The following is a 26,786-nucleotide window of genomic DNA, read 5'->3' on the forward strand; positions in this document are numbered from 1 at the left end:
TTTTTGACTACATCGAACGAGTACCGGTGCGCAGCGCACTGGCATCGACGAGGGTGGGTTGTGTTGCAGCAGACACCGACACCACATTCAGCACCGTGGTCGAGGTGTAACAGATCGCATCCAGGGCCGCCTGGCCCAGCAGCGAGAAGCCTTCGGTGGCCAGCACCACCCGTTTCAGGCGCAAGGGTTTGCACACTTCAGGCAGGCACGGGACGATGTTCAGCGCCACGACCGAGCCGCTTTGCCCAAGCGATGCCGGTATGGCTGCGCCGAGGTGGCCCAGGCCATAAAGGAACGTCGCGACCACGCCTATGTCGTCGCGGTTCTCGGGCATCTTCTGCGAGAAGTAGACGAAGATCCCGTCCATCAGCACACCCAGGCAGGTGTAGATCCACAGCGTGCGGCTGGCCCCATCGGCCGTGGCACACCCCGGCGCACCACTGGAGAAGATCCACGGGCAGCTGCACAGCTGCGCAGCGGTTTCCAGGGTAAGCGCCACGTAGCCAAGGATTTCGGGCGGCCCCGACTCCGGTGGCAGGCTGTCGCTCAGGGCCGTCAAACTGCCGTAGAAGAAGTAGGCAACCGAGCCAAGCACGCCGGTCACCAGCGCCAGGTCGCGTGGCAACCATCCGCTCCAACCATCTGCCGCCTGCGCCAGCACCTGGCGGCCAGCCGGTTTGAGCCCGGTGGCGACGAGCAGCGAGTCGGCATTGAACGCGGCCTTGAAGCGCAACACGCTCGCCTCGTCCGGGAACGGGGCCTTGTTTTGCAGGATCTTGAACAGCACCGTGCCCGGCACCGCCAGCACCAACGACATCAAGTCCAGCGTGGTGAGGTCCGAGCCATTGGTGATCAGCCGGTACAGGTCACTGACGAACGGAATGTTCCACTTGGCGTTCATCAGCGTCTTGAGGCCCGTGATCAGCGTCGCGACCGTTTTCAGCATCGCGTCGATCACCGCCTGCACGCCCGACAGCACCGCCTGCAGCACGCCTTCGACAACGCTCATCAGCGCTGCCAGCAGCTTGCGGAAGATCTCGTCCGGTGCCGTGCCCAGGTCTTGCAGGTACGCCAGCGCCTGGGCAAACGCCTGGGACGACTCGGTAAAGTCGACCAACCGCGCCAGCTCTTCCAGGAACTGGCTGAACGGGCCGTCGGCCGTTTGCATCAGCGCTGCGGCGGCCATGCTCGACTGCGCTGCTGGCGCATTGTTGATCAGGCCGTTGTAGACGATGTTGTTGGCCACCGCCCTGGACGTGGCCGGGTCATCCGGCGTGTTGGCCTGCTCGTACCCTCCCAGGCTGTAACTGCCGGCCAAGGTGTTGCGGGCCTCGGCAAACCACTCCTGCAACTGGCGTTGCAAGGTGTCGATGCTGCCATCGACGATTCGCTGGATGCCCCCCGTGGCGCCCACCAGGAAGTCGAAACCGCTGTTGACGATGTGGGCAATGGCCTCGTGGGTGCGCAGAATGTCGCCCCAGTTGAACAGAAACGCCAGCCACTCATAGAGCTGCTGGAAAAACACCTTCACCGCCGAGAACACCGCCTCGGCCAGGTCGAACGCTTTCTCGACCGTGTCCACCAAGGTTTCGAACAGGTACGTGACGCCGTCCACCACAAAGTGGAACGCTGCCTGTATTCCGGCACTGACCGTGGTCACCACGAAGTCGACCACCTTGATGATGCCCTGGGCGACGCCGGCGATAAAATCACCGATGTCCGTCAGCCAGCTGAACCACCCGCCCGACAGCGAACTGCTGCGCAAGGCCATCAACAGCCCCGACGCCGCATCGGCGGACAAGTCGGTAAAGCGTACCTCGCCATCGCGCACACTCAAATGCCAGTGCTGCTCCGGCACCACCGCCAGGTCGAGCAAACGGGCGCCAGCAAGCGCATCGCTGCGCACCGACACCCCGGCGCGAGGCCGGCGCGGGTCCACATAGGGGGTTGCCGCTGAGGCCTTGCGGTACACGGGGCTGGTCAACTGCAGGCTGCGGCTGACCGCCTCGGCCACCGCGTTGGCGGTGTCCTGCTTGTGGTACTCATCGCGCAGCAACGGCGCACCACTGGCGAGCTTGGCGTTCATCAGCTCATCGCCCGTGGTGACACTGAGCCTGTCCTGCACCTCGGCATCCTGGCGAATTTCGATGCGCTCGCCGGGCGACATCAACGACGGCACTGCGACCAGAATCGCCGGCGCAGCCAGCGCACTGACCTGCTGGGCAATCGACAGCACCCCCGCGCTGTTGGTCAACAGGCGCACCGGCCGGCGCGGCGTGACGTAGTAGACCCCACCGTTGATGGCCAGCCGCGAAGGCTCCTCGGTCCAGACCTCGACCGGCGTGTCGCCCAGCGGTGTGCCCACCTCGCTGAACAACGTGACATCCGTGCTGTACGAAGCGAAGTCCTCGATCTTGCCACCGGCCTGAACCTCCAGCGCCGCAATATTCCAGTTACCGCTGAGGGTTTCGCGGGTCAGTTGAGTGACGGTGTTTTGCTGCGCTTGGATTGCGAACACCGCCAGGCCGCCCTCTTCCACTGTGGCCTGGAACGACTGCACGCCTTTGTACACCGGCGTCGGCTGCGCCCAGCCGGTGGCCGAAGGCGCGGTTTGGCTCGCGTGGTACAGCGTGTTGTCCACGCCCAGCAAAAGCGCATTGAGCGCCGGGCGCGATGGCAGCACGGCCACCTGCTTGAACGACGCCCCCACCGTCAACTGCGCCCAGCTGTACGGCTGCTTGCCCCCCCCGACCAGGCAATAGGCATTGCCATCGGCAAGCACCGCCAGCACCTGGGTATTGCCCACCCCATCGGTCGCCGCCGCCACGTCCAGGCTGCGAAAATTGGCGGCAATCGCCGGCCGGCTGAGCTGCCCGGTGCTGAGGGTGTATTCGAGAATGACCGTATCGAACACCGAGAACGCCACATTGGCGTCGCTGTTGCCCGTCCACACCGCGTTCAGGGTCTGCAACTGCAAGGTGGTGCCATTGAGCGAGGCAGGCGCACGGCCAGCCCACACGCCCCAGCTGAAGTTGTACAGCGTACCGACCAGGCCCTTGGCCTCGATCAGCACCCCGATGTAGAGCTTGTTGTTGATGCGAGTGGTGGTGATGCGCGCAATGCGTATGGCATTGGAAGGCAGCGGCACATCGATCATTTTCACCGCCGACCAGCGCACCGCCGATGTAGGCTGCTCGACGCAGTACAGCAAGTTGGTGCCTTGGGCGGCGAACAGCACGATGTCACCGCCCGGCGTCAGGCCGGTGGCGATCACCTCACCGGTCAGCCCGGTTTGCGTCGCGCTGTTGGCTGTGGCGCTTTGCGGGTCGGGGTAGATGTTCCAGACCTGGGTATTGCTGCCGCTGGTGAACAGCTCCACATCACCACGGCCGTTGACGATGGCCGAAGCAGAGCTGCCACCGTGCACGGCGCTGGCCATGCGGTAGTTCTGCATGAAGCGCGATTCTGGGACGACGGTGACGGGAGTACGGGCGTGCGGGGGCGACGACGCTAATCTTTCCATGATTTGCTCCGGGGGGCGGGTTGATCCATCGACGAAGAGAGTAGGAGCGATTTGGGAAGAGGCTTCGTTTATTTTGGAATACCGGGAGTAGCGATTTGCTATCAGCTTGCTGAGCCGTGAGTTTCAGAGGTTTTGCAATCGGCAAGCGGATGATGATGGCAAAATGCCTTAGCAGACGGCAGAATCCATACGACTCGAATGGCATGGCAAAGGCGTACTCCAACGCCCAACCGCTTGGAAGGTGGAAGCAGCCATCACACCTCATTGACCCAGACTAGAACTACCAGGAAACGTATGGACATTTTGATCGTTGGAAAACACTTCATCGGTAAGCCTGGGCGCATCGTAAAAACCGAAATCACTTTCAAGCGCATTGCTTCATCGATCGCAGACGCAAAAATCCTCCCGTTAAACTGGGGTGAGGCCGCGCTGTCTATTGTTAACCCGCTGCTGGGACCTACAGCGAATCTAGGCAGGGCCATCTATGACTCCATGAGCAAAATGGGCCTCGATATCGTGGACACGGGCATCAAAGGCAATGTCATCGATAAGAAGACACTGCGCAGTGCCGGCATGGGCTACGACGACCCACTGTTCCAGGGCGTCTTTTCGAACAAGGTCCAATACACCACACTCGTAAAGAATCTCCCCTCGGATGACAGTGAAATCGTCATCTGCGACCCACAACTGGCACAGGCCATCTATGGAGGCGCGGCGCCCAACCCTGGTGTGTACCTGGCAGAAAAAAACAACATCATCGCTGCAAGCAAATTTTCGGAAGGCCGACTGGAAAGGCTCAGGGTTGCGATTCTTGAGGCATTTTCAAACCTGGGCGCCTCGCGCATCTGCGTCAAAGACCTGACCGACACCCATTTCAACGCAGAAAACGAGCTGCCTAAAGAGCTGGTCAAGAACGCAGCGAACTTGAAAATCTCCTTCTCCAAAAAGCTAGACTTCGATTTTAGCGTTGATTACAACAAGGCTCACTTGACGACCAGCACTGAACGCGCGAAACGGGCACTGGCGTTCTTGCGTTGCGCACCCGAGCTTGCCCAAACCGTTGAGCACCTGATCGCCAACCCCGGCGCCATAAACAAAATCAGAAAGACCGTTAGCCTGGATATCAGCTTTGGCATGAAGGCCGAGGTCGTTTCAATTTTCCAGGGTTCTTATGCGGGTGGGTACAACCGTAAATTTGCAGTGGAAATCGATTTTTGACGTATTTGGCGTGGGCTTGATGGGCAACCTTCAACTGCCACGCTTTTTTACGTGCAACTGAATGGGCATAATGATGGCAAACAGCCTTCATTCAGCGCTCTCGCAGCACTGAGCCGCCCCGAAAGGAATCGAATGAACCATTCCGATTTATGCCTCAAACCCATCCACGAACTGCTCACCGATGAACAGGGCAACCCGACCCGCTTCTGGATCCCCGCTTACCAGCGCGGCTACCGCTGGAAGCCTCTGCAGGTTACTCAGTTGCTGGAAGATGTGCGCGAGTTCAGCCGCCGCCGCAATCCCCAGCCAGAAGATTTCTATTGCCTGCAGCCACTGGTGATCAAAGCTACCGCACAGGGTCAGCTCGAAGTGGTCGATGGCCAGCAGCGTCTTACCACGCTGCTGTTGATTCTTCGTCATTTCAATGAGCGGCTGGCGGAAAAGTATCGGCAGAAGTTGTTCACCCTCAATTACGAAACCCGCCCAGAGCTGCTGGCGTTTCTGGAGGACCCCAATGAAGCCGATGCCGACAGCAACGTCGACTACTTCTACCTGTTCAATGCCCTGAAAACCATTGAGGACTGGTTCAGCCGCCGCGCTCACGAGGTCGATGAGATAAAGACGGCATTGCTGAACAAGACCCGAGTCATTTGGTTCGAACTGGACGCTCAGGACAATGCGGTAGACGCATTTACCCGCCTGAACGTGGGCAAGATTGCCTTGACCGATGACGAGCTCATTCGGGCACTGTTCCTCAAACGCGGGGACTGCACCGAACCCGATACCGCCGCTCGGCAATTGAAGATCGCCCACGAATGGGACCAGTTGGAAAAAGCCCTTCAGGCCGACGAGTTCTGGTTCTTCCTGAGCAATCAGCAAGGGCGCACACAGAACCGCATCGGCCTGTTGTTCGATCTGGTCGCCAAAGCCGACGGGTTGGGCAATGAGGCGGGCCAGGATGAGCATGGGGTCTTCCATGCCTATAGCCGCAAACTCGAGGAGACTGGCGCCACCTCGAAGGTGTGGCTGCGCATCAAGCAAACCTTCATGATGCTGGAAGAGTGGTTTGAAGACCGCACCCTCTACCACATTGTCGGGTTCCTGATTCATCACGGCATGGATGTCGCTGATATCTGCAAACTCTCGCAGCAAACAACCAAGAGCGCATTCGAACGCAAACTGCGCAAAGAGGTATTTGCCCGCACCGTCGGCGACGAAGACCTCGACACCCTGAAACCCGAAGCGCTGCACTTGTGCATCAGCGAACGCCTTAAAGAGCTGGAATACGGTCGCCATTCACCGGCCATTCGCTCGTTGCTGTTGCTGTTCAATCTGGCCACCCTGCTGGACAGCCCACGCTCCAACTTGCGCTTCCAGTTCGACAGTTTCAAGAACGGTGAATGGGACATCGAACACGTACGCTCGATCGCCTCCAGCCGCCCGCTGCGCCTGCACGACCAACTGAGCTGGCTGAACCTGTGTGCGGGTTACCTTGAAGCACTGCGACCCGAAGAGAAAGCGGGACTGGCCAGCCAGCTGTTGAGCAGCATTCACGCATTCATCAAACAATCAAAGAAAAGCCATTCCGACGAAGCGTTCGAAGCGCTTTACAACAAACTGCTGGCCTTCTTCCAGGAAACCGATGAAGCGCCTACAGACCATCGTATCTGCAACCTGGCCCTGCTCGATAAAGCGACCAATCGCAGTTACAAGAACGCCGTGTTCGCGGTCAAGCGCAAAGCGCTGCTAGCCCTAGACCAATCGGGGATCTTCGTGCCGCTGTGCACCCGCAATGTATTCCTCAAATGCTACAGCCCACAAGCCGACAACGTGATGGTCTGGAGCAAGGACGATCGCGACGCCTATCAAGCTGAAATCAACCGGGCCCTGGTGGGCTTCTTCAGTGCAACCCAGGAGATTACCCGATGAGCGAGTCAGGCACTCAGATCACCCTGAAGCAGCTGATGAGCCACCATCAGCGCATTCAGATTCCGATGATCCAGCGGGACTATGCCCAGGGCCGCCCAGCCGTCGAAGATGTACGTGAAGAGTTTCTCGGCAATCTGCAGCATGCATTCTCGTTGGCTCCAGATGATGCCGCATTGCCCCTGAACCTCGATTTCATCTACGGCAGCGTCGACATCGAAGGGCCGCCACGATTCCTGCCCCTCGACGGCCAACAGCGACTGACCACCCTCTTCTTGTTGCACTGGTACCTGGCCTGGCGTGACGACTGCCAGGCCGAGTTCTGCCGAATTTTTTGTGAAGGCACGGGCTCGCGCTTTTCTTACAGCGTACGCCCTAGCAGCGCCGAGTTCTTCGATGAGCTGGTTAATTTCTGGCCGGCGCGCAACGCCGCAGACGGCACTACATTGGCCAAACTGATCAAGAACCAAGCCTGGTATTTCCGTTACTGGCGCCTGGATCCGACCATTCAGTCCTGCCTGATCATGCTGGATGCTATTCACCAACACTTCAGTAACGTCACCGGGGCCTACTCACGGTTGATGGACGAAGAACAACCGGTGATCACATTCCAGCTGCTTGACCTTGATCACTTCGGGCTCTCCGACGATTTGTACATAAAAATGAACGCCCGGGGTAAGTCGCTCACCGCCTTCGAGACATTCAAGGCTCGCTTCGAGCATGAATTAAAGGACCAGTTCGGCGACGAGACTCGCGATATCGGCGACCAAGCGTTCACTGTCGCAGATTACTTCGCACGCTGCATGGATACCCGCTGGGCTGATTTCTTCTGGAGGTATCGCGACAAGGAAACTCACCTTTTCGACGATGCCATCATGAACTTTTTCCATGCAGTGGCATTTATCTGTCGTAACCCGGAGTCCGCAGGGTACCTGGAGGACATCAGCACCTTCAGGACCACGCCACTGAAGTCAGCCTATGCCTTGTACCATAAGGGTGGATGGCTGGAGCGCGAGTTCTCCACCACACTCATGTTGCTGCTGGAAACCTGGAGTGCACAAAGCACCCAGTTCACGCCGGTGCTCCCACCCAATCCGTACTTTAACGAAGCGGCGATGTTCCAGCGTCTGGTCCACGAACCGATGACACTCGCCTATAACGACCTGGTGCAGATCTTTGCCTACGTTGCCTTCTTGCGGGCAGCGGGCAAGCAGCCAGAGCCAGAAGCCCTTCTGGCGTGGATGCGGGTAATCTACAACTTGTCGATCAATTCCAGCTTCGAGCGGCCAGCCGATATGCAACGTAGCCTGCTGGCGGTGCAGGCCCTGCTGCCCCATGCCAGCGACATCCTTGGCCACTTCGCGACCAGCGAGAAACCCACTACCGGCTTCTACTTGCAGCAGGTCAGTGAAGAGCAGCTTAAAGCCGAGCTGCTACTCGCCCACAGCGGGTGGCGCGCACTGATCGAGCGCGCAGAAAAACATGGCTACTTCAAAGGGCAAATCGAGTTTCTGCTTGAGTTCAGTGGCGTTCTGGACAAGCGCCGTAAGGCGGCACTGCCGCAATGGACAGCCAGCCAACATGTTGCGCTGCAGAAGCGTTTTTCCGAATACCTGAGCAAGGCGGAAAAGATGTTCAATGCGCGCGGCCTCGATAGCCGACCGGACTACCGCTGGGAACGCGCATTGCTGACATTGGGCGACTACCTGTTGCCAAGTGGCTACAACTATTCGTTCCTCGTCAACTCGGCGTCGGAGCAAGCCAGTTGGAAGCGGCTGTTGCGCGGCGGTGTTGGGGAGAACGTTCAGGAAGCGCGCGCGCTGTTACATAAGCTGCTGGATCAAATCGACCTTGACGCTTCGCTCGATGACCAACTCGATGAGTTGATAGCCAGCGCCAAAGGCCTGGAACCTTGGCGCCAGATCATGGTGCAAACGCCGGCGATCTTCCGCTACTGCGGTGAACATGCACTGCGCTGGGAGGGAAACTACATCTACATGCTCACCAAAAGCCGCATGAGTGGCATGCATGCCGAGCTGTTCAGCTATCACCTGCACCTTCAGCTTGCTGAGGAAACTGTCCAGAAATCCCTCTTGCCGCTACGAGCAGATACCTATGAGGCCGCCAGTGGCTCGGAGTTTGAACCGTTCCTGTACATCGCACTCCCCTTCCAGAACCACACCGTGTACCCCTGGATTTTTTCACGCGCAGGCGCCTTCAGAATCGAGGTAGATCGAAAAGCGTTGAAGCCTGTGCCTGACCTGGAAAAAATGCTGATCAATACCTTTGAGTTTGAGGTGCAGAAAGAAGTGCTGAAGCTAGACGTCACACAAGCCGCCATTCATTCCAAACTGCGCGCCATGGCTAAAGCGGTCAAAACCCTGGATAAACAGATGACTGCTACCTTGTAAGGTTAAATGATCGAGGGAAAGCGGGCACAACTTCGCGACTGTGCCTGCTTGACCCGAAACACGTATTCGGTTTGATCCCGGTCGCGACAGCCACCAGTATCAGGTCCACCCCCGCCTTCCTGCAGTTGGGCAGTTCAAACACTTTTACGGACCGAGCCGATCACCCCTGGGCAGTGATGACCGGCTCGCAGCTCACAGGGAAGTTCACCGAGTTGGCGATAAAGCACTCATGGTGCGCCTGCTCATGCAGGCGCACGGCGAAGTCCACGTCCGAGCCTGCGCTCACGGTGATATGTGGGCGCAGCACCACTGAAATGAAATGCCCTTTGCGCTCGCCATCCCCCTCGACCATCACACCCTGTGCCTGGTCGATATAAGCCAGTACCGTCACTTTGTTGACCGCACACAAGTGCAGGTACCAGAGCTTGTGGCACGCCGACAACGAGGCCAGCAGGAGGTCTTCCGGGTTCCAGCGTTGCGGGTCACCGCGAAAGGCAGGGTCCGCCGAACCAAGCAGCGCCGGCTTGCCAGAGGCCTCGATTGCGTAGTCACGGGTGTAGGCCGTATAGCTGGAGGTGCCTGTGCCCTGATTGCCTGTCCAGGTTACCGATACTTCGTATGTGTGCTTGCTCATCCTTTACCTCATCTTCATTCATGGCACCGTTCAGGGTGCTTTCCATTGCCGGTTAATGCGTGACTTCATGGCCGCATCAAAGGCTCGATACCGATCCATTTCTTCACGGGCTGGTAGCAGAGTTGGAGCGGTGGAATTGGCAATTTCTGGCCTTGGACCTCCAGTGCGCCCAGGTGGATGGTCCACTGGGAATCGGCATCGAACTTATCGGTCTGGAAGATCACATAGGCCGAGCCGTAGCGCTTGTTGTTGGTGATCCTGGGGATGTTGCGGTGCACTTCGTCGCTGTTGATGTCGTAGGGCGATGGGCGCGCGGAAGGCGGGTAAACGAGCGGATAGTCGTAGGTTTTGTTGATGCCCAGGTAAAGCTCGGGCCGCGCCTGCAGGCGTGAGCCGTCTTCGAAGGTGATATAGGCCTGGCGGCTGTCGTAGAGGATCGGGATCGGTGGCTCGCCATGGTTAGAGCCGGTCGATGGACGCTGGCGGTTTTTGTTGTAGGCAATCAGTTGCACATAGAACTCACGTCGCGCGTATTTCTCGCCCGGGTACTCGACGTGCAGGGCTTGCTCGACTGGCCGGTCGCTCCATTGGGCAGCGTGGTCGTAGAGGTAGGTTTCCAGGTACAGGGTGCTCTCGCCCTGTGGACCTGGCACTTTGAACTGAAACTCGGATTGGCAGAGGTCTGCGTAGGCGGGGCGTTCGCGCTGCCAGGGGACGCAGGCGGTGAGGGAGGCGGCGGCCAGCAATAGCAGCAGGGAGCTTGTGCACTTGAGGTTAGTCATGGCCTTCCTTGGGGTTTTGCCAGACGGGCTAGTTTCGAGCCCTGAAGGGAGAAAGTCCATGGTGAGGAACGCGGCTAGCCGCCCAAGCAGCCCTGGCCGCAAGCCTGGAATGCCCATTCGCCGGGTCATTTTTTTGTAAATTCTAGGTAAATTATTTTTCACATTTTCTTTTAAACAATTCTCATTTGCGTTACTGTCCCGCCCCGATTGCATTCTGCCCCTGGAATCCAACCGATCGACAAGGACTGTTCCACAATGCCATACCCACCTTTTTCCCGTGCCCTGCTCACCGTCGCACTGCTCGCCGCGACTGCGGTCCAGGCCGAGGAAATTCACGAGCTTGAACCGCTCCCCGCCACAGAACTGCAAGCCTCGTTCGTCACCGCCACTGGCGGCGGCACGGATGTGCGAGATGCGCCGGCCAGCGTCAGCGTCATCACCCGGGAAGAGATCGAGCGCCAGCCGGTCTACGACCTAAACAGCCTGCTACGCCGCATCCCCGGCGTCACAGGGGGTTACGGCCCCGTGGGCGAGCAGTCGAAGATCAAACTGCGCGGCCTTGACGACAAATACACCTTGATCCTGGTGGACGGTAAACGCATCGGCAGTTCCGCCGACACTAACTACCGCCGTGATCTGGGTCGCCAGGACATCAACTGGATCTCGCCAAACATGATTGAGCGGATCGAGATCGTGCGCGGGCCGATGTCGTCGTTGTATGGCTCGGACGCCATGGGCGGCGTGATCAACATCATCACCCGCAAGGTATCCCGTGAGTGGAGCGGCTCGCTAAACGTCAATACCACGATCCCAGAAGACTCCGATCGTGGTCAGACCAACCAAACCAGCGTTAACCTCTCTGGCCCTGTCACCGACGCCCTGGGGCTGCGCCTGGGCGCCAACATGACCCGGCGCGCTGCCGACGAAGCCGCGCCGCGCCTCGACGCACTAGGTGACTTCGTTTACAACGACGGCGCCGGCGGCTCCAAAGACCACAGCGTCAACGCCTTGCTTAATTGGCAGATCAACGACAACCATGAGTTGTCCTTCGAGGCTGTCCAAGGCGTGGAGCGTTCGTGGTCGTCGAAGAAAACCTTCGGTGACTGGGGTGACACGGTCGGTGAGGGCTTCGGTGCCGGGCGCCTGACCCGTGATAGCTTCGTGGTCTCTCACCACGGCGACTGGGGCTTTGGTACCTCGCGTATCGACGCTTACCTGAACAAGTTCAACAACGAACTCAGCGAGGGCAAGGCCAACTCGGAAGAAAAAATCGTCGAGGGTAGCCTTAACATCCCGTTTGACCTGCTGGTAAACCAGCGCCTCACCGTTGGCGGCCAGTGGAAACGTGAGCAACTGACCAATACCGACACCCTGGGCACCGTACCGGTTGATTACCAAGGGGCAGTGGTGGGCGGCGCGGAGCTTGAGGGCGACTATTCTGCGCTGTTCATCGAGGACGAGCTGTTTCTGCTCGACAACCTATCGCTAACGTTGGGCAACCGCTTCGACCACAGCGACGAATATGGCAACCACAACAGCCCACGTGCTTACGTGGTCTATCACCCTCACCCTGACTGGACCGTACGCGGTGGTGTGTCACGAGGCTTCCGCGCCCCCAGCCTGAAAGAAGGCAGTGCTGGCGCGGCGACCAACTCTGGCGGTCGCGGTTGTACATCGCTACGCCCGCTGGGTTACGTGACCGGCAGTTGCTGGATGGCAGGCAACCCGAACCTGCGTCCGGAAATCAGCACCAACAAAGAGATTGGCGTCTCCTTCGACCACGACGGTTGGGAGGCCAGCCTCACTTACTTCCACACCGACTTCAAAGACAAAATCGAGTATGCGCCGCTGGGGTACTTCCAGGGCCGCTGGTGGACTATGCTGGAAAATGCTGACAAAGCCCGCACCCGCGGCTGGGAAGGCAGCACCAAAGTGCCGTTGTGGGAAAACGCCAGCTGGCGCACCAACGCCACCTACATGCTCGAAAGCCGCAACCTGTCGACCGGTCGCGACCTGATCAGCTCGCCGAAGCTGTCGTTGTTCAGCGCCATCGACTGGCAGATCACCGAACGGATCGGCACCGAGTTGTCAGCTCAGCACGTGGGCAAGCAACGCGGCCTGGGTACCGACTTCGTCAAGCCGTACACCACGTACGACCTGACCGCCAACTGGGCAGCCACCCGCTGGCTCACCGTAAACGTCGGCGTGCAGAACCTGTTGGATGAAGACCCCCGTGATGACTCGACCAGCTATTACGTACCCGGGCGGGCGTATTTTGCTGGGATAACCACCTACTTCTAATTGGCAGCGGACAACCCAGAATTCGCGCTTCTACGCGAATTCTGGGTTAGGTGGATAGCCACTCGCTGGCGCATGGCGCTCAGCCGAAATGCGCCTGACGATGGCAGTTGGGGCAAACTACACAGACGTTATCCAAATCATCCATGCCGCCATCCGACAGCCTGACGATGTGATGGACTTCAAGATAAGGGGTCCCGTCTGATTTCCTTTTGAAGGGCGCAGGCTTTTGGCAAACCTCGCATGAACCGTCAGCCCTGTGAAGAGCCTCGGCCACTACATCGGGATCCCTGAGCTGCATCAGGCCTGCATTATCCGGGGCGCTTCAAGTGCAGTTCCATGGGTTGCGACGTCAAAGCGGAACCTGGCCGCAAAGGCTCCGGCTCCCCGACAGGGCGGAAGCCACTTGATTGGTACAGATGCATTGCCGGGCTGTCTGCGAGGGTAACGCCCAAGCAGACACGCTCTGCATCGCGCGTTACAGCCCAGGCGATGGCTGCATCGAGTAAAGCTCTTCCGGCGCCTGTTCCGCGAGACGACGGGGCTACCCACATCTGGAAAAGCTCAACGACAAGGGGGTCAGCGTCTAAGGATTTACACCACACCAAGCCACAGGGTTCAGTCTGCTGAAAGGCAATCAATACTTGGGCGCTTGCGGAACTGGCAACTGCAGAGACGCGTGTTGCCCACGCTGAATCGTCTCTGGCAGCCTCATCTTCGTATCGGCTTGCGAAGGCATCGGGTGAGTCGATCAGGGCCTGTAAACGTAGGTCTCGGTAGACTCGCCATTCACTCGCCGCCAATGGGTGTATGGACACTATGCTTCCTCCGGGTGATTTCCATATGCAATGACTGACGTGTACATGAGAACCGGCGAGCTTGTCGAAGTGTGTGAGCTGATTGCCGGATTTCGCGCGACACATACAGTTACGCGTAATGGCAGAAAAATCAGATTTAGCCCCTTTCCTGTAGGGCATTTCCCAAAGATACTCCCGGCGCCTGTTTTTCGTTGCGGTCGATTTTTCAGCGTTCTAGTCTCGGCGGGTCGTTGCACATAAACGACTAGCTTTGACAGGCTGATGACGACCAAACACGCGGCTTTGCCCTATGGCAGTTGTGTGTGGGGCACCCTGTGTGCGCCGGTTTGGTCTTCACCGGTCTGTCAACCCATGCACAGCTGCCACCACTTGTTTGACAGCAAGCGCTGGTCGCTCTACTGAGGACCAAAAAATGCTGAAGATAGTCCCCGACCCACCCCACAACTTCCACTCCCTGGAAGACACGCTGATGATGGCCGCAGACTACGCACTCTGTGCCGAAGCCGTTGCCCAGCAGGCGATGTTGATGCAACCCAGGTCGCCCTCCTCCTTGTTGATCATGACCTCAGTGCATGAGCTAGAAGCCCTGCGCAGAATACTTGAAGTGGCATTGGCGCAGCTGCAAATGCCGTCGGATCCGACGAGCCAGCACTGAAGGGAGATCAAACAATGGCCACCGAAGAAACCAAATTCACTGTCGGCAAAACTACCTTCTACCAAGGTGAAAACCAGACCCACCCCTTGTTCCGCATCGAACCCGGCATCCCCTGCCAGAGCGCCCGCGAACAAGCCTCGGAACTGATGGGCTACGCCCGCGACCTGTCCATCGACGGCCTCATGGAAGACAAACCCCAACTGCTCTGGGCCTCGCACTACCTCTGCGCCCTGGCCAAGGCACTGCTAGACGATGCCGAACTGGGCATGCTTACAACTTCTTGAATACAACCCCTCTACACGCCCAACGCCGCCCCCTGTAGGAGCGGCCTTGTGTCGCGAAAGGGCCGCATAGCGGCCCCAGCGATCCATGCCCTTCGTAGACGACTTCCAAGAGCCCCGTTAATGCCGAAAGACGGCATCACAACCGTCGCTCGTGAATGCAATCCATATTCCTCCTACGGCCTACCTCAACAGCTCTTCACCGCCGCCCCCCCCGGAACCACCCAGCATGCCAAAAACCAAGCCTCCAAACTGATGGACTGCGCCTGCTCGCCGAAATTGCCCAGGGCGGCGTGATCGAAGCGCTCGCCCGCGAAGGCGGATTGGATTCGACCTGGTGGGCCGGGCCAGAGATGAGCGCACGCATGAAGCGCGGTGAAGTGCCCATCAAAGACCATCATCCTTGCAGGTTGAGCCGGGCAACACCGCGCTGAGGACTCCTGCATGCCTTTGAGCCCGCCGGTCAAAGCAATCAGCACACCCTCGGGCTCTTCGGTGGTGGCTCTTCGCCTGTTAAACGTTGAATCCCTTTGCTACTTTGGTGACGATAGGACATTTCCTACAACACTCGTCGACAAAGGGCGGCAATCGTGGCGATCAAAGCGGTATCGAAGGAACGAATTCATGAAGCCTTGCGAGAATTTGACCGTGAGCTGAGGAGCAAGCAAGAGTGGCTGGGCTGGGAAGTAAACTCGGCACACCGTTACTCCATCGACCTAGAGGGGGTTCAGTACCCAGCCAAACAAATTGTATCTCTCGCTACCGGCGTACCCGTTAGTGAGTTCTCAGGTGGTGCGACTAACAGCTACTTAGAGAAAAGAGGCTTCAAGGTTGTTCTACTGCGGGTGGATAGCGAAGTTGCTTTGCAATTCACCCCTGGAGCTGTTTATGACCGTAAGACAGAGATAAATGGCCCGTTCGGTGGCAGCCGGCAAAGCGGTATCTCCGCATCCGCTACACATCCTGCAATTTTCATTTTCACAGGGGACAGCGGCGAGCAATACGGTTATGCCGATGATTGGGAGGACGGTGCTTACCTTTACACAGGGGAAGGCCAGCGCGGTGATATGACACTGACCCGTGGCAATCGAGCGTTAGCGGAACATGCGGAAAACGGCAAAGCAATCTATCTGTTTGAATCGCTAGGTAAAGGCAACGGCAATCGCTACAAAGGCGAGTTTTCTTGTGCCGATATCCTTGAGCGTATCCAGCCAGACGTGGATGGACACGACCGTACGGCGTTCGTATTTCGCTTGGTACCAGTAGAGAATGCCGAGCAATTTATTGGGAAGGATTCGCAGGGTGAGGCTGAGCTTCCGCTCTCACTGGCGGCGGCTAGGGAGGCAGCGCTAGCGGCCTGTAAGCCCGTCACCGACAATTTGGGCCAATCCGCCCCACGTAAAATTTACTTACGTAGCCGAAAGATTGCTCACTATGTATTGATGCGAGCAGATGGCACATGTGAGAGCTGCGAAAAGCCGGCGCCCTTCAAAAAGAAGGATGGCTCACACTATCTAGAGCCGCACCATGTTAATCGGCTTTCTGATGGAGGCTTAGATCATCCACGCTATGTGGGAGCGGTATGTCCGAATTGCCATCGGGAGATTCACTCTGGGGTGCACGGCGCAGCGGTTAACGATCGCTTGAAACAGCGGATATATGCCATTGAAAATTAAGGGCTGATTTGAGCGCCCTGTATGCTAGTGCGGGCGTCAACGAGCAGGGAACTGAACGTTAGAGACCTATCGAACAAGCGTTCAGCCCAGGGGCGGATGCCACCAGAACGGCACTAGATTGGATTCTGCATACCTGATTTACAGATTTCAGCCATAAAAAAACCCAGCAATGATTAGTTGCTGGGTTTTTTAGGGATTTTTTGGTCGGGACGGAGTGATTCGAACACTCGACCCCTTGCACCCCATGCAAGTGCGCTACCGGGCTGCGCTACGCCCCGACTCTATTCTCGATACCGCTGAGAACGATGAAGAATCTACCCTAACCTTTTGATAAATGGAAGCTTTTTCTCAAAAATTTTCCATCCGTCAGAGCAAATCACTTCTTCAACACCACCAACACATCTTCCAACTCAACAATCATCTGCCGAATCAGCTGCTTGTACTGGCTTGACTCATCCTTCACCTCATCACTGGAGAGCCGCAACCGCGCCCCGCCAATGGTGAACCCTTGGTCATAAAGCAGCGCCCGAATCTGGCGGATCATCAGCACGTCCTGGCGCTGGTAATACCGCCGATTCCCCCGCCGCTTCACGGGGTTCAACTGAGGGAACTCCTGCTCCCAATACCGCAGCACGTGCGGCTTTACCGCACAAAGCTCGCTCACTTCACCAATGGTGAAGTAGCGTTTGCCCGGTATGGGGGGCAGTTCGTCGTTATGGCTTGGTTCCAGCATAGGCCTCAACCCGGGCCTTCAACTTCTGCCCTGGACGAAAGGTGACGACGCGGCGAGCGGTGATCGGGATCTCTTCCCCTGTCTTGGGGTTGCGGCCCGGCCGCTGGCGTTTGTCGCGAAGGTCGAAGTTGCCGAAACCGGACAGCTTGACCTGCTCGTTCTCTTCAAGTGCGTGCCGAATTTCTTCGAAAAACAGCTCGACCAACTCCTTGGCCTCACGCTTGTTAAGCCCCAGCTCCTCGTACAGCCTTTCGGCCATCTCAGCTTTCGTCAGAGCACCCATGCCGTTATTTCCTTAACGTGGTGTTCAACCTTTGTTCGAGCGAGGTGAGGATATTTTGCAGGGTTACGTTCACCTCATCGTCGTTAAGAGTGCGCGATGGATGCTGCCAGGTCAAGCCGACGGCCAGGCTTTTTCTATCAGGATCAATGCCTTTACCTTGGTAGACATCAAACAGCCTGAGGTCTGTAAGCCATTCGCCTGCATTGTCACGAATTAATTCAAGCACCGCGTTAGAAGCTACATCACGTCCTGCAATCAAAGCCAGGTCACGACGGGTTTCTGGGAACTTGGACAGTTCGCTGAACTTCGGCAGGCGGCCTTCGACCACGTCACCCAACACCAGCTCGAACAGGAACACCGGGCGGTCCAAGCCCAGGGCTTTGGCAAGCTCGGGGTGGATGGCGCCAAGGTGGCCGACTGGCTTGCCGTCGCGCTCGATGAGGGCGGTCTGGCCGGGGTGCAGCGCGGGGTGTTTACCCGCGCTGAAGGTGAAGTCGCTCAGGGCGCCGGAGTAGCCCAGCAGGGCTTCAACGTCGGCTTTTACATCGAAGAAGTCGATGCCGTCGCGGCCGTTCGCCCAGCCTTCTGGCAGGCGGCTGCCGGTGACGACGCCGGCGATCATCGGTTGCTGCTCAAGGTTACCGAGCTGGCCGACGAAGCGCAGGCCGCTTTCGAACAGGCGTACGCGATCTTGCTGGCGGTTGAGGTTGTGCTGCAGTGCCTTGACCAGGCCCGGCCACAGGGACGCGCGCATGGCGGCCATGTCGCTGGAGATCGGGTTGGCCAGCAGCAGTGGCTCGACGCCAGGGGTGAACAGTTCGAACAGCTTCGGGTCGATGAAGCTGTAGGTAATGGCTTCCTGGTAGCCGCGGGCGACCAGCAGGCGGCGCAGGTTCGGCAGGTCACCGCGGGTTTCCGGCTTGCCCTGGGGCGCGAGGCGCGCCTGTGGGTAGCGGACCGGCAAGTTGTTGTAGCCGTACAGGCGGGCCAGTTCTTCGATCAGGTCGACTTCCAGGCTGATGTCGAAGCGGTGGCTCGGGACGTTGACGGTCCACTGCCCTGCCCCGTTTGCCGTGGTGGTCAGCTCCAGGGCGTTGAGCAGTTGCTCCACCTGGGCGGCTTCCAGCTCCATGCCGAGCATCTGGGTGATACGTTCGGCGCGCAGGGTTACCGGGGCGACGTTCGGCAGGTGCTGTTCGCTGACGGCTTCGATGATCGGGCCGGCTTCGCCGCCGACGATTTCCAGCAGCAACGCAGTGGCGCGTTCCATGGCTTCGCGGGCCAGCTGCGAGTCGACGCCGCGCTCGTAGCGGTGCGAGGCATCGGTGTGCAGGCCATAGGAACGGGCCTTGCCAGCGACCGAGATTGGCTCGAAGAAGGCGCTTTCGAGGAACAGGTCGCGGGTTTTTTCGGTGTTGACGCCGCTGTGCTCGCCACCCATGACGCCAGCAATGGCCAAGGCGCGGGTGTGGTCGGCGATGACCAAGGTGTCGGCGCGCAGGGCGACTTCCTGGCCGTCGAGCAGGACGAGTTTTTCGCCCTCTTCGGCCATGCGTACGCGGATGCCACCGTTGATTTCGGCGAGGTCGAAGGCGTGCATCGGCTGGCCGAGTTCGAGCATCACGTAGTTGGTGATGTCGACGGCGGCGTCGATGCTGCGCACGTCACTGCGGCGCAGACGTTCAACCATCCACAGCGGGGTCGGTTTGGACAGGTCGACGTTGCGGATGACGCGGCCCAGGTAGCGTGGGCAGGCAGCCGGGGCAGAAACCTCGACCGGGCGCACTTCGTCGTGGGCAGGCGGTACAGCCGGGACGACTGGGCGGGTGACCGGTACGTTGTACAGGGCGCTGACGTCGCGGGCCAGGCCGGCCAGGGACAAGCAGTCACCGCGATTCGGGGTCAGGCCGATCTCGATGCTGGCGTCGTCAAGGCTCAGGTACTGGCGAATGTCTTCGCCAACCGGGGCGTCAGCCGCCAGTTCCAGCAGGCCGTCGTTCTCTTCGCTGATCTGCAGCTCGGCAGCCGAGCACAGCATGCCGAACGACTCGACGCCGCGCAGCTTGGCTTTCTTGATCTTGAAGTCGTCCGACAGTTCGGCGCCGATCATGGCGAACGGGATCTTGATGCCCGGGCGCGCATTGGGGGCGCCGCAGACCACCTGGAAGGTTTCCTGGCCGTTGCTGACCTGGCAGACGCGCAACTTGTCGGCGTCCGGGTGTTGCTCGGTGGCGAGGATTTCGCCCACGACGATGCCGCTGAACTGGCCGGCAGCGGGGGTCACGCTGTCGACTTCGAGGCCGGCCATGGACAGGCGGGCGACCAGTTCGTCACGGGAGACTTGCGGGTTTACCCAACCGCGCAGCCACTGTTCACTGAATTTCATGCTGTTCTCCTAGAAGTTGCGTCGATTGGGCCTAGCGGAATTGGGCTAAGAACCGCAGGTCGTTGTCGAAGAACAGACGCAAATCGTTGACGCCATAGCGCAGCATGGCCAGGCGCTCGGCGCCCATGCCGAAGGCGAAGCCCTGGAACTCTTCAGGGTCGATGCCGGACATGCGCAGCACGTTCGGGTGGACCATGCCGCAGCCCATGACTTCGAGCCAACCGGTCTGCTTGCAGACGCGGCAGCCCTTGCCGGAACACATCACGCACTGGATGTCGACTTCGGCGGACGGCTCGGTGAAGGGGAAGAACGACGGGCGGAAGCGCACGGCCAGTTCTTTTTCGAAGAAGACGCGCAGGAATTCTTCGATGGTGCCCTTGAGGTCGGCGAAGTTGATATCGCGATCGATCAGCAGGCCTTCGACCTGGTGGAACATCGGCGAGTGGGTGATATCCGAGTCGCAGCGGTAGACGCGGCCCGGGCAGACAATGCGAATGGGCGGCTGGGTGGACTCCATGGTCCGCACCTGCACCGGCGAGGTGTGAGTGCGCAGCAGCATGTTGGCATTGAAATAGAAGGTGTCGTGCATCGCCCGGGCCGGGTGGTGGCCGGGGATGTTGAGCGCTTCGAAGTTGTGGTAGTCGTCTTCGACCTCTGGGCCTTCGGCGATGCCGTAGCCGATGTGGGTGAAGAACTGCTCGATGCGCTCAAGTGTACGGGTGATCGGGTGCAGGCCACCGGTGGTCTGGCCACGGCCTGGTAGGGTCACGTCAATGCATTCGGCAGCCAGGCGAGCGCTGAGCTCGGCTTCTTCATAGGCGGCCTTGCGTGCGTTGAGCACCTCGGTGACGCGTTCCTTGGCGTCGTTGATCAGCGCGCCGACTTTCGGCCGCTCTTCGGCTGGCAGGTTGCCCAGGGTCTTCATCACCTGGGTCAGCTCGCCTTTCTTGCCGAGATATTGAACCCGGATCTGTTCCAGGGCATTGATGTCTTCAGCGCGCTCTACGGCCTCAAGGGCTTGGGAGACCAGCGCATCCAGGTTTTCCATGTACAGACTCCAGATACGAAAATAGGGGAAGAGCTTTGAAGGCTCTTCCCCTATCGATGACGTTCAATGCCCGACGGCGCACGCGCCGCCGGGTGATTGTCGCGGGTACTTAAGCCAGAACGGCTTTAGCTTTCTCGACAATCGCAGCAAACGCCGCTTTTTCGTTCACTGCCAGATCGGCCAGAACCTTACGGTCGATTTCGATCGACGCCTTTTTCAGGCCAGCAATCAGACGGCTGTAAGACAGACCGTTGTTGCGGGCACCGGCGTTGATACGAGCGATCCACAGTGCGCGGAACTGACGTTTTTTCTGGCGACGGTCGCGGTAGGCGTATTGGCCTGCCTTGATGACAGCCTGCTTGGCAACGCGGAATACGCGCGAGCGTGCACCGTAGTAGCCTTTAGCCAGTTTCAGAATTTTTTTGTGACGCTTACGAGCGATAACGCCGCGCTTTACACGAGCCATGAGTAACTTCCTCTATCTTTGACCAGAATTAACGAACGCGCAGCATGCGCGCGACTTTCGCGACGTCAGACGGGTGCAGCATGCTGCTACCACGCAGTTGACGCTTACGCTTGGTCGACATTTTGGTCAGGATGTGGCTCTTGAAAGCGTGCTTGTGCTTGAAGCCGGTAGCCGTTTTCAGGAAACGCTTCGCAGCACCGCTCTTGGTTTTCATTTTTGGCATGTTGGAACTCCGCATTCGATAAAATTACACATAATCATCAGGCCTGCCGTGCCCGGGAGATTACTTCTTTTTCTTGGGGGCGATGACCATCATAAGCTGGCGTCCTTCCATCTTAGGATGCTGCTCAACGGTGCCGTATTCGGCGAGGTCAGCTTCGACCCGCTTCAACAGCTCCATGCCCAGCTCCTGGTGGGCCATCTCACGACCACGGAATCTCAGAGAGATCTTGGCCTTGTCCCCATCGGTAAGGAAACGTACCAGGTTGCGTAGTTTTACCTGGTAATCCCCATCCTCCGTCCCTGGACGAAACTTGATTTCTTTGATCTGGATGATCTTCTGGTTCTTCTTCGCTGCAGCCTGCTGCTTTTTCTTCTCGAAGAGGCTTTTGCCGTAGTCGAGGACCTTGCAGACAGGTGGTACGGCGTCGGCAGAAATTTCTACCAGATCCAGCTTCGCTTCTTCAGCGATACGAAGCGCTTCGTGGATCGAGACGATGCCCAGCTGCTCACCGTCAGCACCGATTAACCGAACCTCTTGAGCCGAGATATTCTCGTTGATCGGGGCCTTCGGTGCAGCACGTTTATCGTTTCTCATATCACGCTTAATAGTCATTACTCCGATTCTTGGCGACCACGCCGGGAAACCGCTTGTGTCAGAAGCTCAGCGAATTGGGCGACGGGCATGGAGCCCAGGTCTGCGCCTTCGCGAGTACGCACAGCGACGGTTTGCGTTTCGACTTCGCGATCCCCTATAACCAAAAGGTACGGGACCTTGAGCAAAGTATGCTCGCGGATTTTAAAGCCGATCTTCTCATTTCTCAAGTCCGACTTGGCACGGAAACCACTACCGTTCAGAGATTTCTCAACCTCAAGGGCAAAATCGGCCTGTTTGTCGGTGATGTTCATGATCACCGCCTGGGTCGGTGCGAGCCATGCCGGGAACACGCCAGCGTAATGCTCGATGAGCATGCCGATGAAGCGTTCGAACGAACCGAGGATGGCGCGGTGCAGCATTACCGGGCGCTTACGGCTGTTATCTTCGGCGATGTAGCTGGCATCCAGGCGCTCTGGCAGGTTCGGATCGTACTGCAGGGTACCACACTGCCAGTTACGGCCGAGGCAGTCGCGCAGGGTGAATTCGATCTTCGGACCGTAGAACGCGCCCTCACCCGGCTGGTATTCCCACTCCAGGCCCGACTCGTTCAGAGCGTCGGCCAACGCACCTTCGGCGCGATCCCACAGCTCTTCAGAGCCCACACGCTTGGCCGGACGGGTCGACAGCTTCATGGCGATGTCGCTGAAACCGAAGTCCTTGTAGACGTCCAGGGTCAGCTTGATGAAGTCGGCAGCCTCTTTTTTCACCTGATCTTCGGTGCAGAAGATGTGCGCGTCATCCTGAGTGAAGCCACGCACACGCATGATGCCGTGCAGGGCGCCAGACGGCTCGTTACGGTGGCAGGCACCGAACTCGGCCAGACGCATCGGCAGGTCGCGGTACGACTTCAGGCCCTGGTTGAACACCTGCACGTGGCACGGGCAGTTCATCGGCTTGACCGCGTAGTCACGGTTTTCCGACGACGTGGTGAACATGTTCTCGGCGTAGTTGGACCAGTGGCCGGAGCGTTCCCAGAGAATACGGTCAACAACCTGCGGGGTTTTGATCTCGAGGTAGTTGTTGTCGCGCTGGACCTTGCGCATGTACTGCTCAAGCACCTGATAGACGGTCCAGCCGTCCGGGTGCCAGAACACCATGCCCGGGGCTTCTTCCTGCAAGTGGAAGAGGTCGAGCTGCTTGCCGATCTTGCGGTGGTCGCGTTTTTCGGCTTCTTCGATGCGCTGGATATAGGCGGCCAGCTGCTTCTTGTCAGCCCAGGCGGTGCCATAGACCCGTTGCAGCTGCTCGTTCTTGGCATCGCCGCGCCAGTAGGCACCGGACAGCTTGGTCAGCTTGAATGCCTTGAGGAAGCGCGTATTCGGCACGTGCGGACCGCGGCACATGTCGACGTATTCTTCGTGGTAGTACAGGCCCATGGCCTGTTCATCCGGCATCTCTTCGACCAGGCGCAGCTTGTAGTCTTCGCCACGGGTCTTGAATACGTCGATGACTTCGGCGCGCGGGGTCATCTTTTTGACGACGTCGTAGTCCTTCTCGATCAGCTGCAGCATGCGCTTTTCGATGGCGGCCATGTCTTCTGGGGTGAAGGGGCGCTCATAGGCGATGTCGTAATAGAAGCCTTCGTCGATCACCGGGCCGATCACCATTTTGGCGGTCGGGTACAGCTGTTTCACTGCGTGGCCAATCAGGTGGGCGCACGAGTGACGGATGATCTCCAGTCCCTCTTCATCTTTAGGGGTGATGATCTGCAGGGTGGCGTCGTGAGTGATCAGGTCGCAGGCGTCGACCAGCTTGCCGTCGACCTTGCCGGCCAGGGTGGCCTTGGCCAGGCCCGCACCAATGGAGGCTGCGACTTCGGCTACGGATACGGCGTGATCAAACGAGCGTTGACTGCCATCGGGAAGAGTAATAGTGGGCATGGCGCCTCCTCTCCTAGTGGTGACCCCTACCAAAGGTCACGTGGGTTGGGATGAGCCAGTACAAGATCCGCGCTGTCTTTCTCAAGAGAAAGCCTGCCTCACAGTGGCAGAAGCCTTTCGGCTTACCAGGGGCGAACCAGAGTGACTGGAAGGTAAAAAAGCTGCGAGCTGCGCATTGTCAGCTACAAGCCGAGCATGCTAGCACGCGGGGTTGGGCGCTATGCAGAAATATTTGGAAATTACGCCACCAGGGTGAACTAACTCAGAAAAATCCCTATCAGACCTTGGGAAGCATCCTACTCTTGATGAGACCTAAACCAAGGAGTGTCTGGTTATGAGATTTCCGTCTCTTCTGGCCCTGAGCGTTGCTGGCGCCCTGCTGCTACCGATTGCGGCCAACGCGGGGTCATTCCCGGCGGGCGCCAAACAAACGTACATGAGCCAGTGTATCGAGGCCGCCACCGGCCAGGGTCTGGACGCCAAGTCGGCGCAGCAGCACTGCACCTGCGGCGCAACGGCCATCGAAAAGAACTTCAGCGATGAGCAGATCAAGGACCTGGACAGCAAGGATGGCGTTGATGCCGCACTGATGCAGAAGGCACAAAAGGTCGTGCAGCAAGCGTGCACGAAGGGCTGAAACCATAAAGCCGGGATTCGCCACCCATTGTTTGCGCTGGATCAACATCCTGCGAAGGTAAAAGGCGCTAGATGCGCAGAATTAGACTATGATGTGGCCGGTGCGTCGTAGCCTCGGCAACATCGCACCACTGAAAAATTAAATGTTCTGGAGATTCACCCATGTCCAATCGCCAACAAGGCACCGTCAAATGGTTCAATGATGAAAAAGGCTACGGTTTCATCACCCCACAAAGCGGCGGCGACGACCTGTTCGTACACTTCAAGGCCATCGAATCTGACGGCTTCAAGAGCCTGAAAGAAGGCCAGACTGTTTCCTTCGTGGCCGAAAAAGGCCAGAAAGGCATGCAGGCTGCACAGGTTCGTCCGGAGTAATTCGGACAGCTGTAAAAAAACCCGCCCTTGTGGCGGGTTTTTTTATGGGCTTTACGCAGGCTTAGCCGCAGTTGACGCGGGTAACCACACCCTGCTCGTCCACATTCAGGTTGAGGCGCTCGGAGCGGTACTCAAGGGTCACCACATCGTGCGGCTTGAGGATACGTGCCATCTGCGAGCCACTGGCCTTGCGCGCCTGCTCCAGCAGGTCTGCACTGCCCGGCTTGCCGATGGCGAAATCAGCGCCGCTGGCTTCACAGCGACCATCGTTGCCTGCCGACGCGCCAGGTGCACTGCCGGCGGAATTGCCGCCTGTACTGCAACCAGCCAGGACAGCAGCCACCGCCAGGGTCGCCAGGTAAGCACGGGTACGGAACATGAATCCTCCTAAAATCGATCTGGGCACTGTCTGATCCGACAGCTGCACGCATAGTTTGTTGCAAAACCGCACAAGTCTGCCTGAACAGGGCCTAGGAGGCGAAAGGCAATCGTGACTGGATTTTGCACAAGAGGCTTGGTTTGCCGCGCAAAGCTTTTTATCCTTAAGCCGCAGAGTCATTGACGCAAAGGCATGACTTACTGCAAAAAGTGGGCGCGCCGTGCGCCCATCGAACACTAGGATCCGGTGTTCGCCCCTCCGTCCCAGCCCCCAGTGAGACCGTTCATGAGCAGCCACAGCATCGACGCCGATATCAAGGTCAAATGGGCCGAGGGCCAGAGCGCCTACAGCCCCAGCACACCGGAAGAGTTGCTACTGATTGCGATCGACCTGCTGGTGCGCGATCGCGGCAGTGAAGCGGCGCGCAGCTTCATCGACCAGGTGTTCGAACGCTTCGCACCGCACACGGCTATTGCAATCGAGCCAGGCGCGCGCTGAGCAAGTCGAAGAAACCCTGGGCGTCCCCCTCCCCCACCCACATCACATTGGCGGGCTGCTTGAGCACGCCGTACCAGTCGGCGATGGTCTGACCGAAGGTCGGGCCTTCGCGGCTGTCGACGCCCATGTGAATACGCCGGCCAGTGAACAGCTCGGGCTTGAGCAGATAGGCGATGACGCTGGCGTCATGTACCGGGCCACCTGGCATGCCATACAGGTCCATGTCGTGGGTGATGTAGGCATTGAGAATGTCCACGACACGCTGGCTGGCCTGGTTGTTCACCGCCGCGATCTGCTTCAGGCGTGCCTCGCTGGTGAGTAGTTTGTGGGTGACATCCAGCGGCAGGTAGGTCAGCGGCACGCCACTGGCCAACACCACCTCGGCGGCATGCGGGTCGGCGTACAGGTTAAATTCTGCTGCGGGCGTGATGTTGCCGCCATTGAAGTGGGCACCGCCCATGACCACCACCTCCTTGATACCTTTGGCGATTTCTGGGCGCTGAATTAACGCCAGGGCCAAGTTGGTCTGCGGGCCGAGCATGGCGATGGTGATGCTGTTGGGCTTGGCGGCACCGAGGGTATCGACCAGGTACTGCACGGCATTGCCTTTGGCCAGCGGCTTTTTCGGCTCATGCACCGGGACGCCGGTCAGGCCTTCTTCGCCATGGACGTCGGCAGCATAGATGGGGGCGCGCACCAATGGCCGCCCTGCACCGGCGTACACCGGGATGTCTTCGCGGCCAGCCCATTCGCGGGCCAGGCGGGCGTTGCGCGACGTTTTATCGAGGCGCACGTTGCCTGCCACAGTGGTGATGGCGCGGATGTTCAGCTCCTCGGGCGAGGCCATGGCCAGGAACAGCGCGACCACGTCGTCGGCACCGGGGTCGGTGTCGATGATCAGGTCACGCGGGGCGGCCTGGAGGGTGGTGGTGGCAGCTGCAGCCATGAGGGTGAGTCCTTGTAGCAGGGGTTCGAACATGGGGCACTCCTGTTGCCTGGGCTT

25 protein-coding genes, 1 tRNA gene and 1 pseudogene are annotated in these 26,786 nt (G+C 58.8%); 11 read left to right on the forward strand and 16 right to left on the reverse strand.

What is annotated here, in order from left to right:
• Positions 1–7 precede the first annotated feature (7 nt).
• On the reverse strand, positions 8–3,523 hold the full coding sequence (locus tag OGV19_RS13310) for a hypothetical protein (protein ID WP_264313809.1): 3,516 nt from the start codon (positions 3,521–3,523) through the stop codon (positions 8–10).
• A 294-nt stretch (positions 3,524–3,817) separates the two neighbouring features.
• Here OGV19_RS13310 and OGV19_RS13315 point away from each other — a divergent pair, with 294 nt between their 5' ends.
• The 3 genes from OGV19_RS13315 (at position 3,818) to OGV19_RS13325 (ending at position 9,078) form a co-directional block, all read left to right on the forward strand.
• Positions 3,818–4,741: a hypothetical protein gene (locus OGV19_RS13315; protein ID WP_264313810.1), complete on the forward strand. Its 924-nt coding sequence runs from the start codon at positions 3,818–3,820 to the stop codon at positions 4,739–4,741.
• A gap of 132 nt (positions 4,742–4,873) precedes the next feature.
• Entirely contained in the window at positions 4,874–6,670 is a 1,797-nt protein-coding gene (locus tag OGV19_RS13320) for a DUF262 domain-containing protein (protein ID WP_264313811.1), read from the forward strand.
• The gene (locus OGV19_RS13325; protein WP_264313812.1) at positions 6,667–9,078 is read left to right on the forward strand and encodes a DUF262 domain-containing protein; all 2,412 of its coding nucleotides are present in this window, start codon (positions 6,667–6,669) and stop codon (positions 9,076–9,078) included. Before OGV19_RS13320 ends, OGV19_RS13325 begins: the two co-directional genes overlap by 4 nt.
• Before the next feature lie 160 nt (positions 9,079–9,238).
• On the opposite strand, the gene OGV19_RS13330 is transcribed toward OGV19_RS13325, so the two are convergent.
• Both OGV19_RS13330 and OGV19_RS13335 read right to left on the reverse strand, forming a co-directional pair.
• Entirely contained in the window at positions 9,239–9,712 is a 474-nt protein-coding gene (locus tag OGV19_RS13330; protein ID WP_264313813.1) for an OsmC family protein, read from the reverse strand.
• Between the two features lie 65 nt (positions 9,713–9,777).
• On the reverse strand, positions 9,778–10,494 hold the full coding sequence (locus OGV19_RS13335) for a hypothetical protein (RefSeq protein ID WP_264313814.1): 717 nt from the start codon (positions 10,492–10,494) through the stop codon (positions 9,778–9,780).
• Between the two features lie 255 nt (positions 10,495–10,749).
• On the opposite strand from OGV19_RS13335, the gene OGV19_RS13340 reads away from it, so the two are divergent.
• Entirely contained in the window at positions 10,750–12,795 is a 2,046-nt protein-coding gene (locus OGV19_RS13340; protein ID WP_264313815.1) for a TonB-dependent receptor domain-containing protein, read from the forward strand.
• Positions 12,796–12,874: 79 nt separating this feature from the next.
• On the opposite strand, the gene OGV19_RS13345 is transcribed toward OGV19_RS13340, so the two are convergent.
• Both OGV19_RS13345 and OGV19_RS13350 read right to left on the reverse strand, forming a co-directional pair.
• Positions 12,875–13,093 carry an HNH endonuclease gene (locus OGV19_RS13345; RefSeq protein ID WP_264313816.1) on the reverse strand — a complete coding sequence of 73 codons (219 nt, stop codon included), beginning with the start codon at positions 13,091–13,093 and terminating at the stop codon, positions 12,875–12,877.
• Between the two features lie 10 nt (positions 13,094–13,103).
• The gene (locus tag OGV19_RS13350) at positions 13,104–13,769 is read right to left on the reverse strand and encodes a GNAT family N-acetyltransferase (protein ID WP_319026075.1); all 666 of its coding nucleotides are present in this window, start codon (positions 13,767–13,769) and stop codon (positions 13,104–13,106) included.
• A gap of 253 nt (positions 13,770–14,022) precedes the next feature.
• Here OGV19_RS13350 and OGV19_RS13355 point away from each other — a divergent pair, with 253 nt between their 5' ends.
• The 4 genes and pseudogenes from OGV19_RS13355 (at position 14,023) to OGV19_RS13370 (ending at position 16,222) form a co-directional block, all read left to right on the forward strand.
• Entirely contained in the window at positions 14,023–14,265 is a 243-nt protein-coding gene (locus OGV19_RS13355) for a hypothetical protein (RefSeq protein WP_264313817.1), read from the forward strand.
• Between the two features lie 14 nt (positions 14,266–14,279).
• The gene (locus OGV19_RS13360; RefSeq protein ID WP_264313818.1) at positions 14,280–14,549 is read left to right on the forward strand and encodes a DUF3077 domain-containing protein; all 270 of its coding nucleotides are present in this window, start codon (positions 14,280–14,282) and stop codon (positions 14,547–14,549) included.
• A gap of 257 nt (positions 14,550–14,806) precedes the next feature.
• A pseudogene (locus tag OGV19_RS13365) lies at positions 14,807–14,965 on the forward strand (AAA family ATPase); the annotation flags it as partial.
• A gap of 171 nt (positions 14,966–15,136) precedes the next feature.
• On the forward strand, positions 15,137–16,222 hold the full coding sequence (locus OGV19_RS13370; protein WP_264313819.1) for an HNH endonuclease: 1,086 nt from the start codon (positions 15,137–15,139) through the stop codon (positions 16,220–16,222).
• A gap of 201 nt (positions 16,223–16,423) precedes the next feature.
• Here OGV19_RS13370 and OGV19_RS13375 read toward each other — a convergent pair.
• The 9 genes from OGV19_RS13375 to thrS form a co-directional block, all read right to left on the reverse strand.
• Positions 16,424–16,500 (reverse strand) — tRNA-Pro (locus OGV19_RS13375).
• Positions 16,501–16,598: 98 nt separating this feature from the next.
• The gene (locus OGV19_RS13380) at positions 16,599–16,955 is read right to left on the reverse strand and encodes a MerR family transcriptional regulator (RefSeq protein WP_008100384.1); all 357 of its coding nucleotides are present in this window, start codon (positions 16,953–16,955) and stop codon (positions 16,599–16,601) included.
• Complete coding sequence (ihfA, locus tag OGV19_RS13385; RefSeq protein WP_003250679.1) at positions 16,936–17,238, reverse strand: integration host factor subunit alpha; 303 nt, start codon at positions 17,236–17,238, stop codon at positions 16,936–16,938. Before ihfA ends, OGV19_RS13380 begins: the two co-directional genes overlap by 20 nt.
• Positions 17,239–17,242: 4 nt before the next feature.
• A complete protein-coding gene (pheT, locus tag OGV19_RS13390) occupies positions 17,243–19,624 on the reverse strand; it encodes a phenylalanine--tRNA ligase subunit beta (protein WP_264313820.1) in 2,382 nt (793 codons plus the stop codon).
• A 31-nt stretch (positions 19,625–19,655) separates the two neighbouring features.
• Positions 19,656–20,672, reverse strand: coding sequence for a phenylalanine--tRNA ligase subunit alpha (pheS, locus tag OGV19_RS13395; protein WP_264313821.1), 1,017 nt, complete (start codon positions 20,670–20,672; stop codon positions 19,656–19,658).
• Positions 20,673–20,781: 109 nt separating this feature from the next.
• Entirely contained in the window at positions 20,782–21,138 is a 357-nt protein-coding gene (gene rplT, locus OGV19_RS13400; RefSeq protein ID WP_009394046.1) for a 50S ribosomal protein L20, read from the reverse strand.
• Between the two features lie 28 nt (positions 21,139–21,166).
• On the reverse strand, positions 21,167–21,361 hold the full coding sequence (gene rpmI, locus OGV19_RS13405; protein WP_028696462.1) for a 50S ribosomal protein L35: 195 nt from the start codon (positions 21,359–21,361) through the stop codon (positions 21,167–21,169).
• A 60-nt stretch (positions 21,362–21,421) separates the two neighbouring features.
• Positions 21,422–21,973, reverse strand: coding sequence for a translation initiation factor IF-3 (gene infC, locus OGV19_RS13410; protein WP_264313822.1), 552 nt, complete (start codon positions 21,971–21,973; stop codon positions 21,422–21,424).
• Positions 21,973–23,895 (reverse strand): threonine--tRNA ligase, encoded by a 1,923-nt coding sequence (gene thrS, locus OGV19_RS13415; protein WP_264313823.1) that lies wholly within the window; start codon positions 23,893–23,895, stop codon positions 21,973–21,975. The genes infC and thrS overlap by 1 nt, the downstream gene beginning before the upstream one ends.
• Positions 23,896–24,229: 334 nt before the next feature.
• On the opposite strand from thrS, the gene OGV19_RS13420 reads away from it, so the two are divergent.
• Together OGV19_RS13420 and OGV19_RS13425 are read left to right on the forward strand one after the other, a co-directional pair.
• Complete coding sequence (locus OGV19_RS13420) at positions 24,230–24,532, forward strand: hypothetical protein (RefSeq protein WP_264313824.1); 303 nt, start codon at positions 24,230–24,232, stop codon at positions 24,530–24,532.
• A 161-nt stretch (positions 24,533–24,693) separates the two neighbouring features.
• Entirely contained in the window at positions 24,694–24,906 is a 213-nt protein-coding gene (locus OGV19_RS13425; protein ID WP_264313825.1) for a cold-shock protein, read from the forward strand.
• A 61-nt stretch (positions 24,907–24,967) separates the two neighbouring features.
• On the opposite strand, the gene OGV19_RS13430 is transcribed toward OGV19_RS13425, so the two are convergent.
• The gene (locus OGV19_RS13430; protein ID WP_264313826.1) at positions 24,968–25,285 is read right to left on the reverse strand and encodes an I78 family peptidase inhibitor; all 318 of its coding nucleotides are present in this window, start codon (positions 25,283–25,285) and stop codon (positions 24,968–24,970) included.
• A gap of 285 nt (positions 25,286–25,570) precedes the next feature.
• Between OGV19_RS13430 and OGV19_RS13435 the strand changes: the two genes are divergently transcribed.
• Positions 25,571–25,783, forward strand: a complete 213-nt coding sequence (locus OGV19_RS13435) for a hypothetical protein (RefSeq protein WP_264313827.1) — start codon at positions 25,571–25,573, stop codon at positions 25,781–25,783.
• Here the strand turns inward: OGV19_RS13435 and OGV19_RS13440 are convergent.
• Complete coding sequence (locus tag OGV19_RS13440) at positions 25,755–26,762, reverse strand: nucleoside hydrolase (RefSeq protein ID WP_264313828.1); 1,008 nt, start codon at positions 26,760–26,762, stop codon at positions 25,755–25,757. The two genes, OGV19_RS13435 and OGV19_RS13440, sit on opposite strands and share 29 nt — an antisense overlap.
• Positions 26,763–26,786: the final 24 nt, after the last annotated feature.

It is taken from the genome of Pseudomonas putida (assembly GCF_025905425.1).
Classification (GTDB): domain Bacteria; phylum Pseudomonadota; class Gammaproteobacteria; order Pseudomonadales; family Pseudomonadaceae; genus Aquipseudomonas; species Aquipseudomonas putida_AF.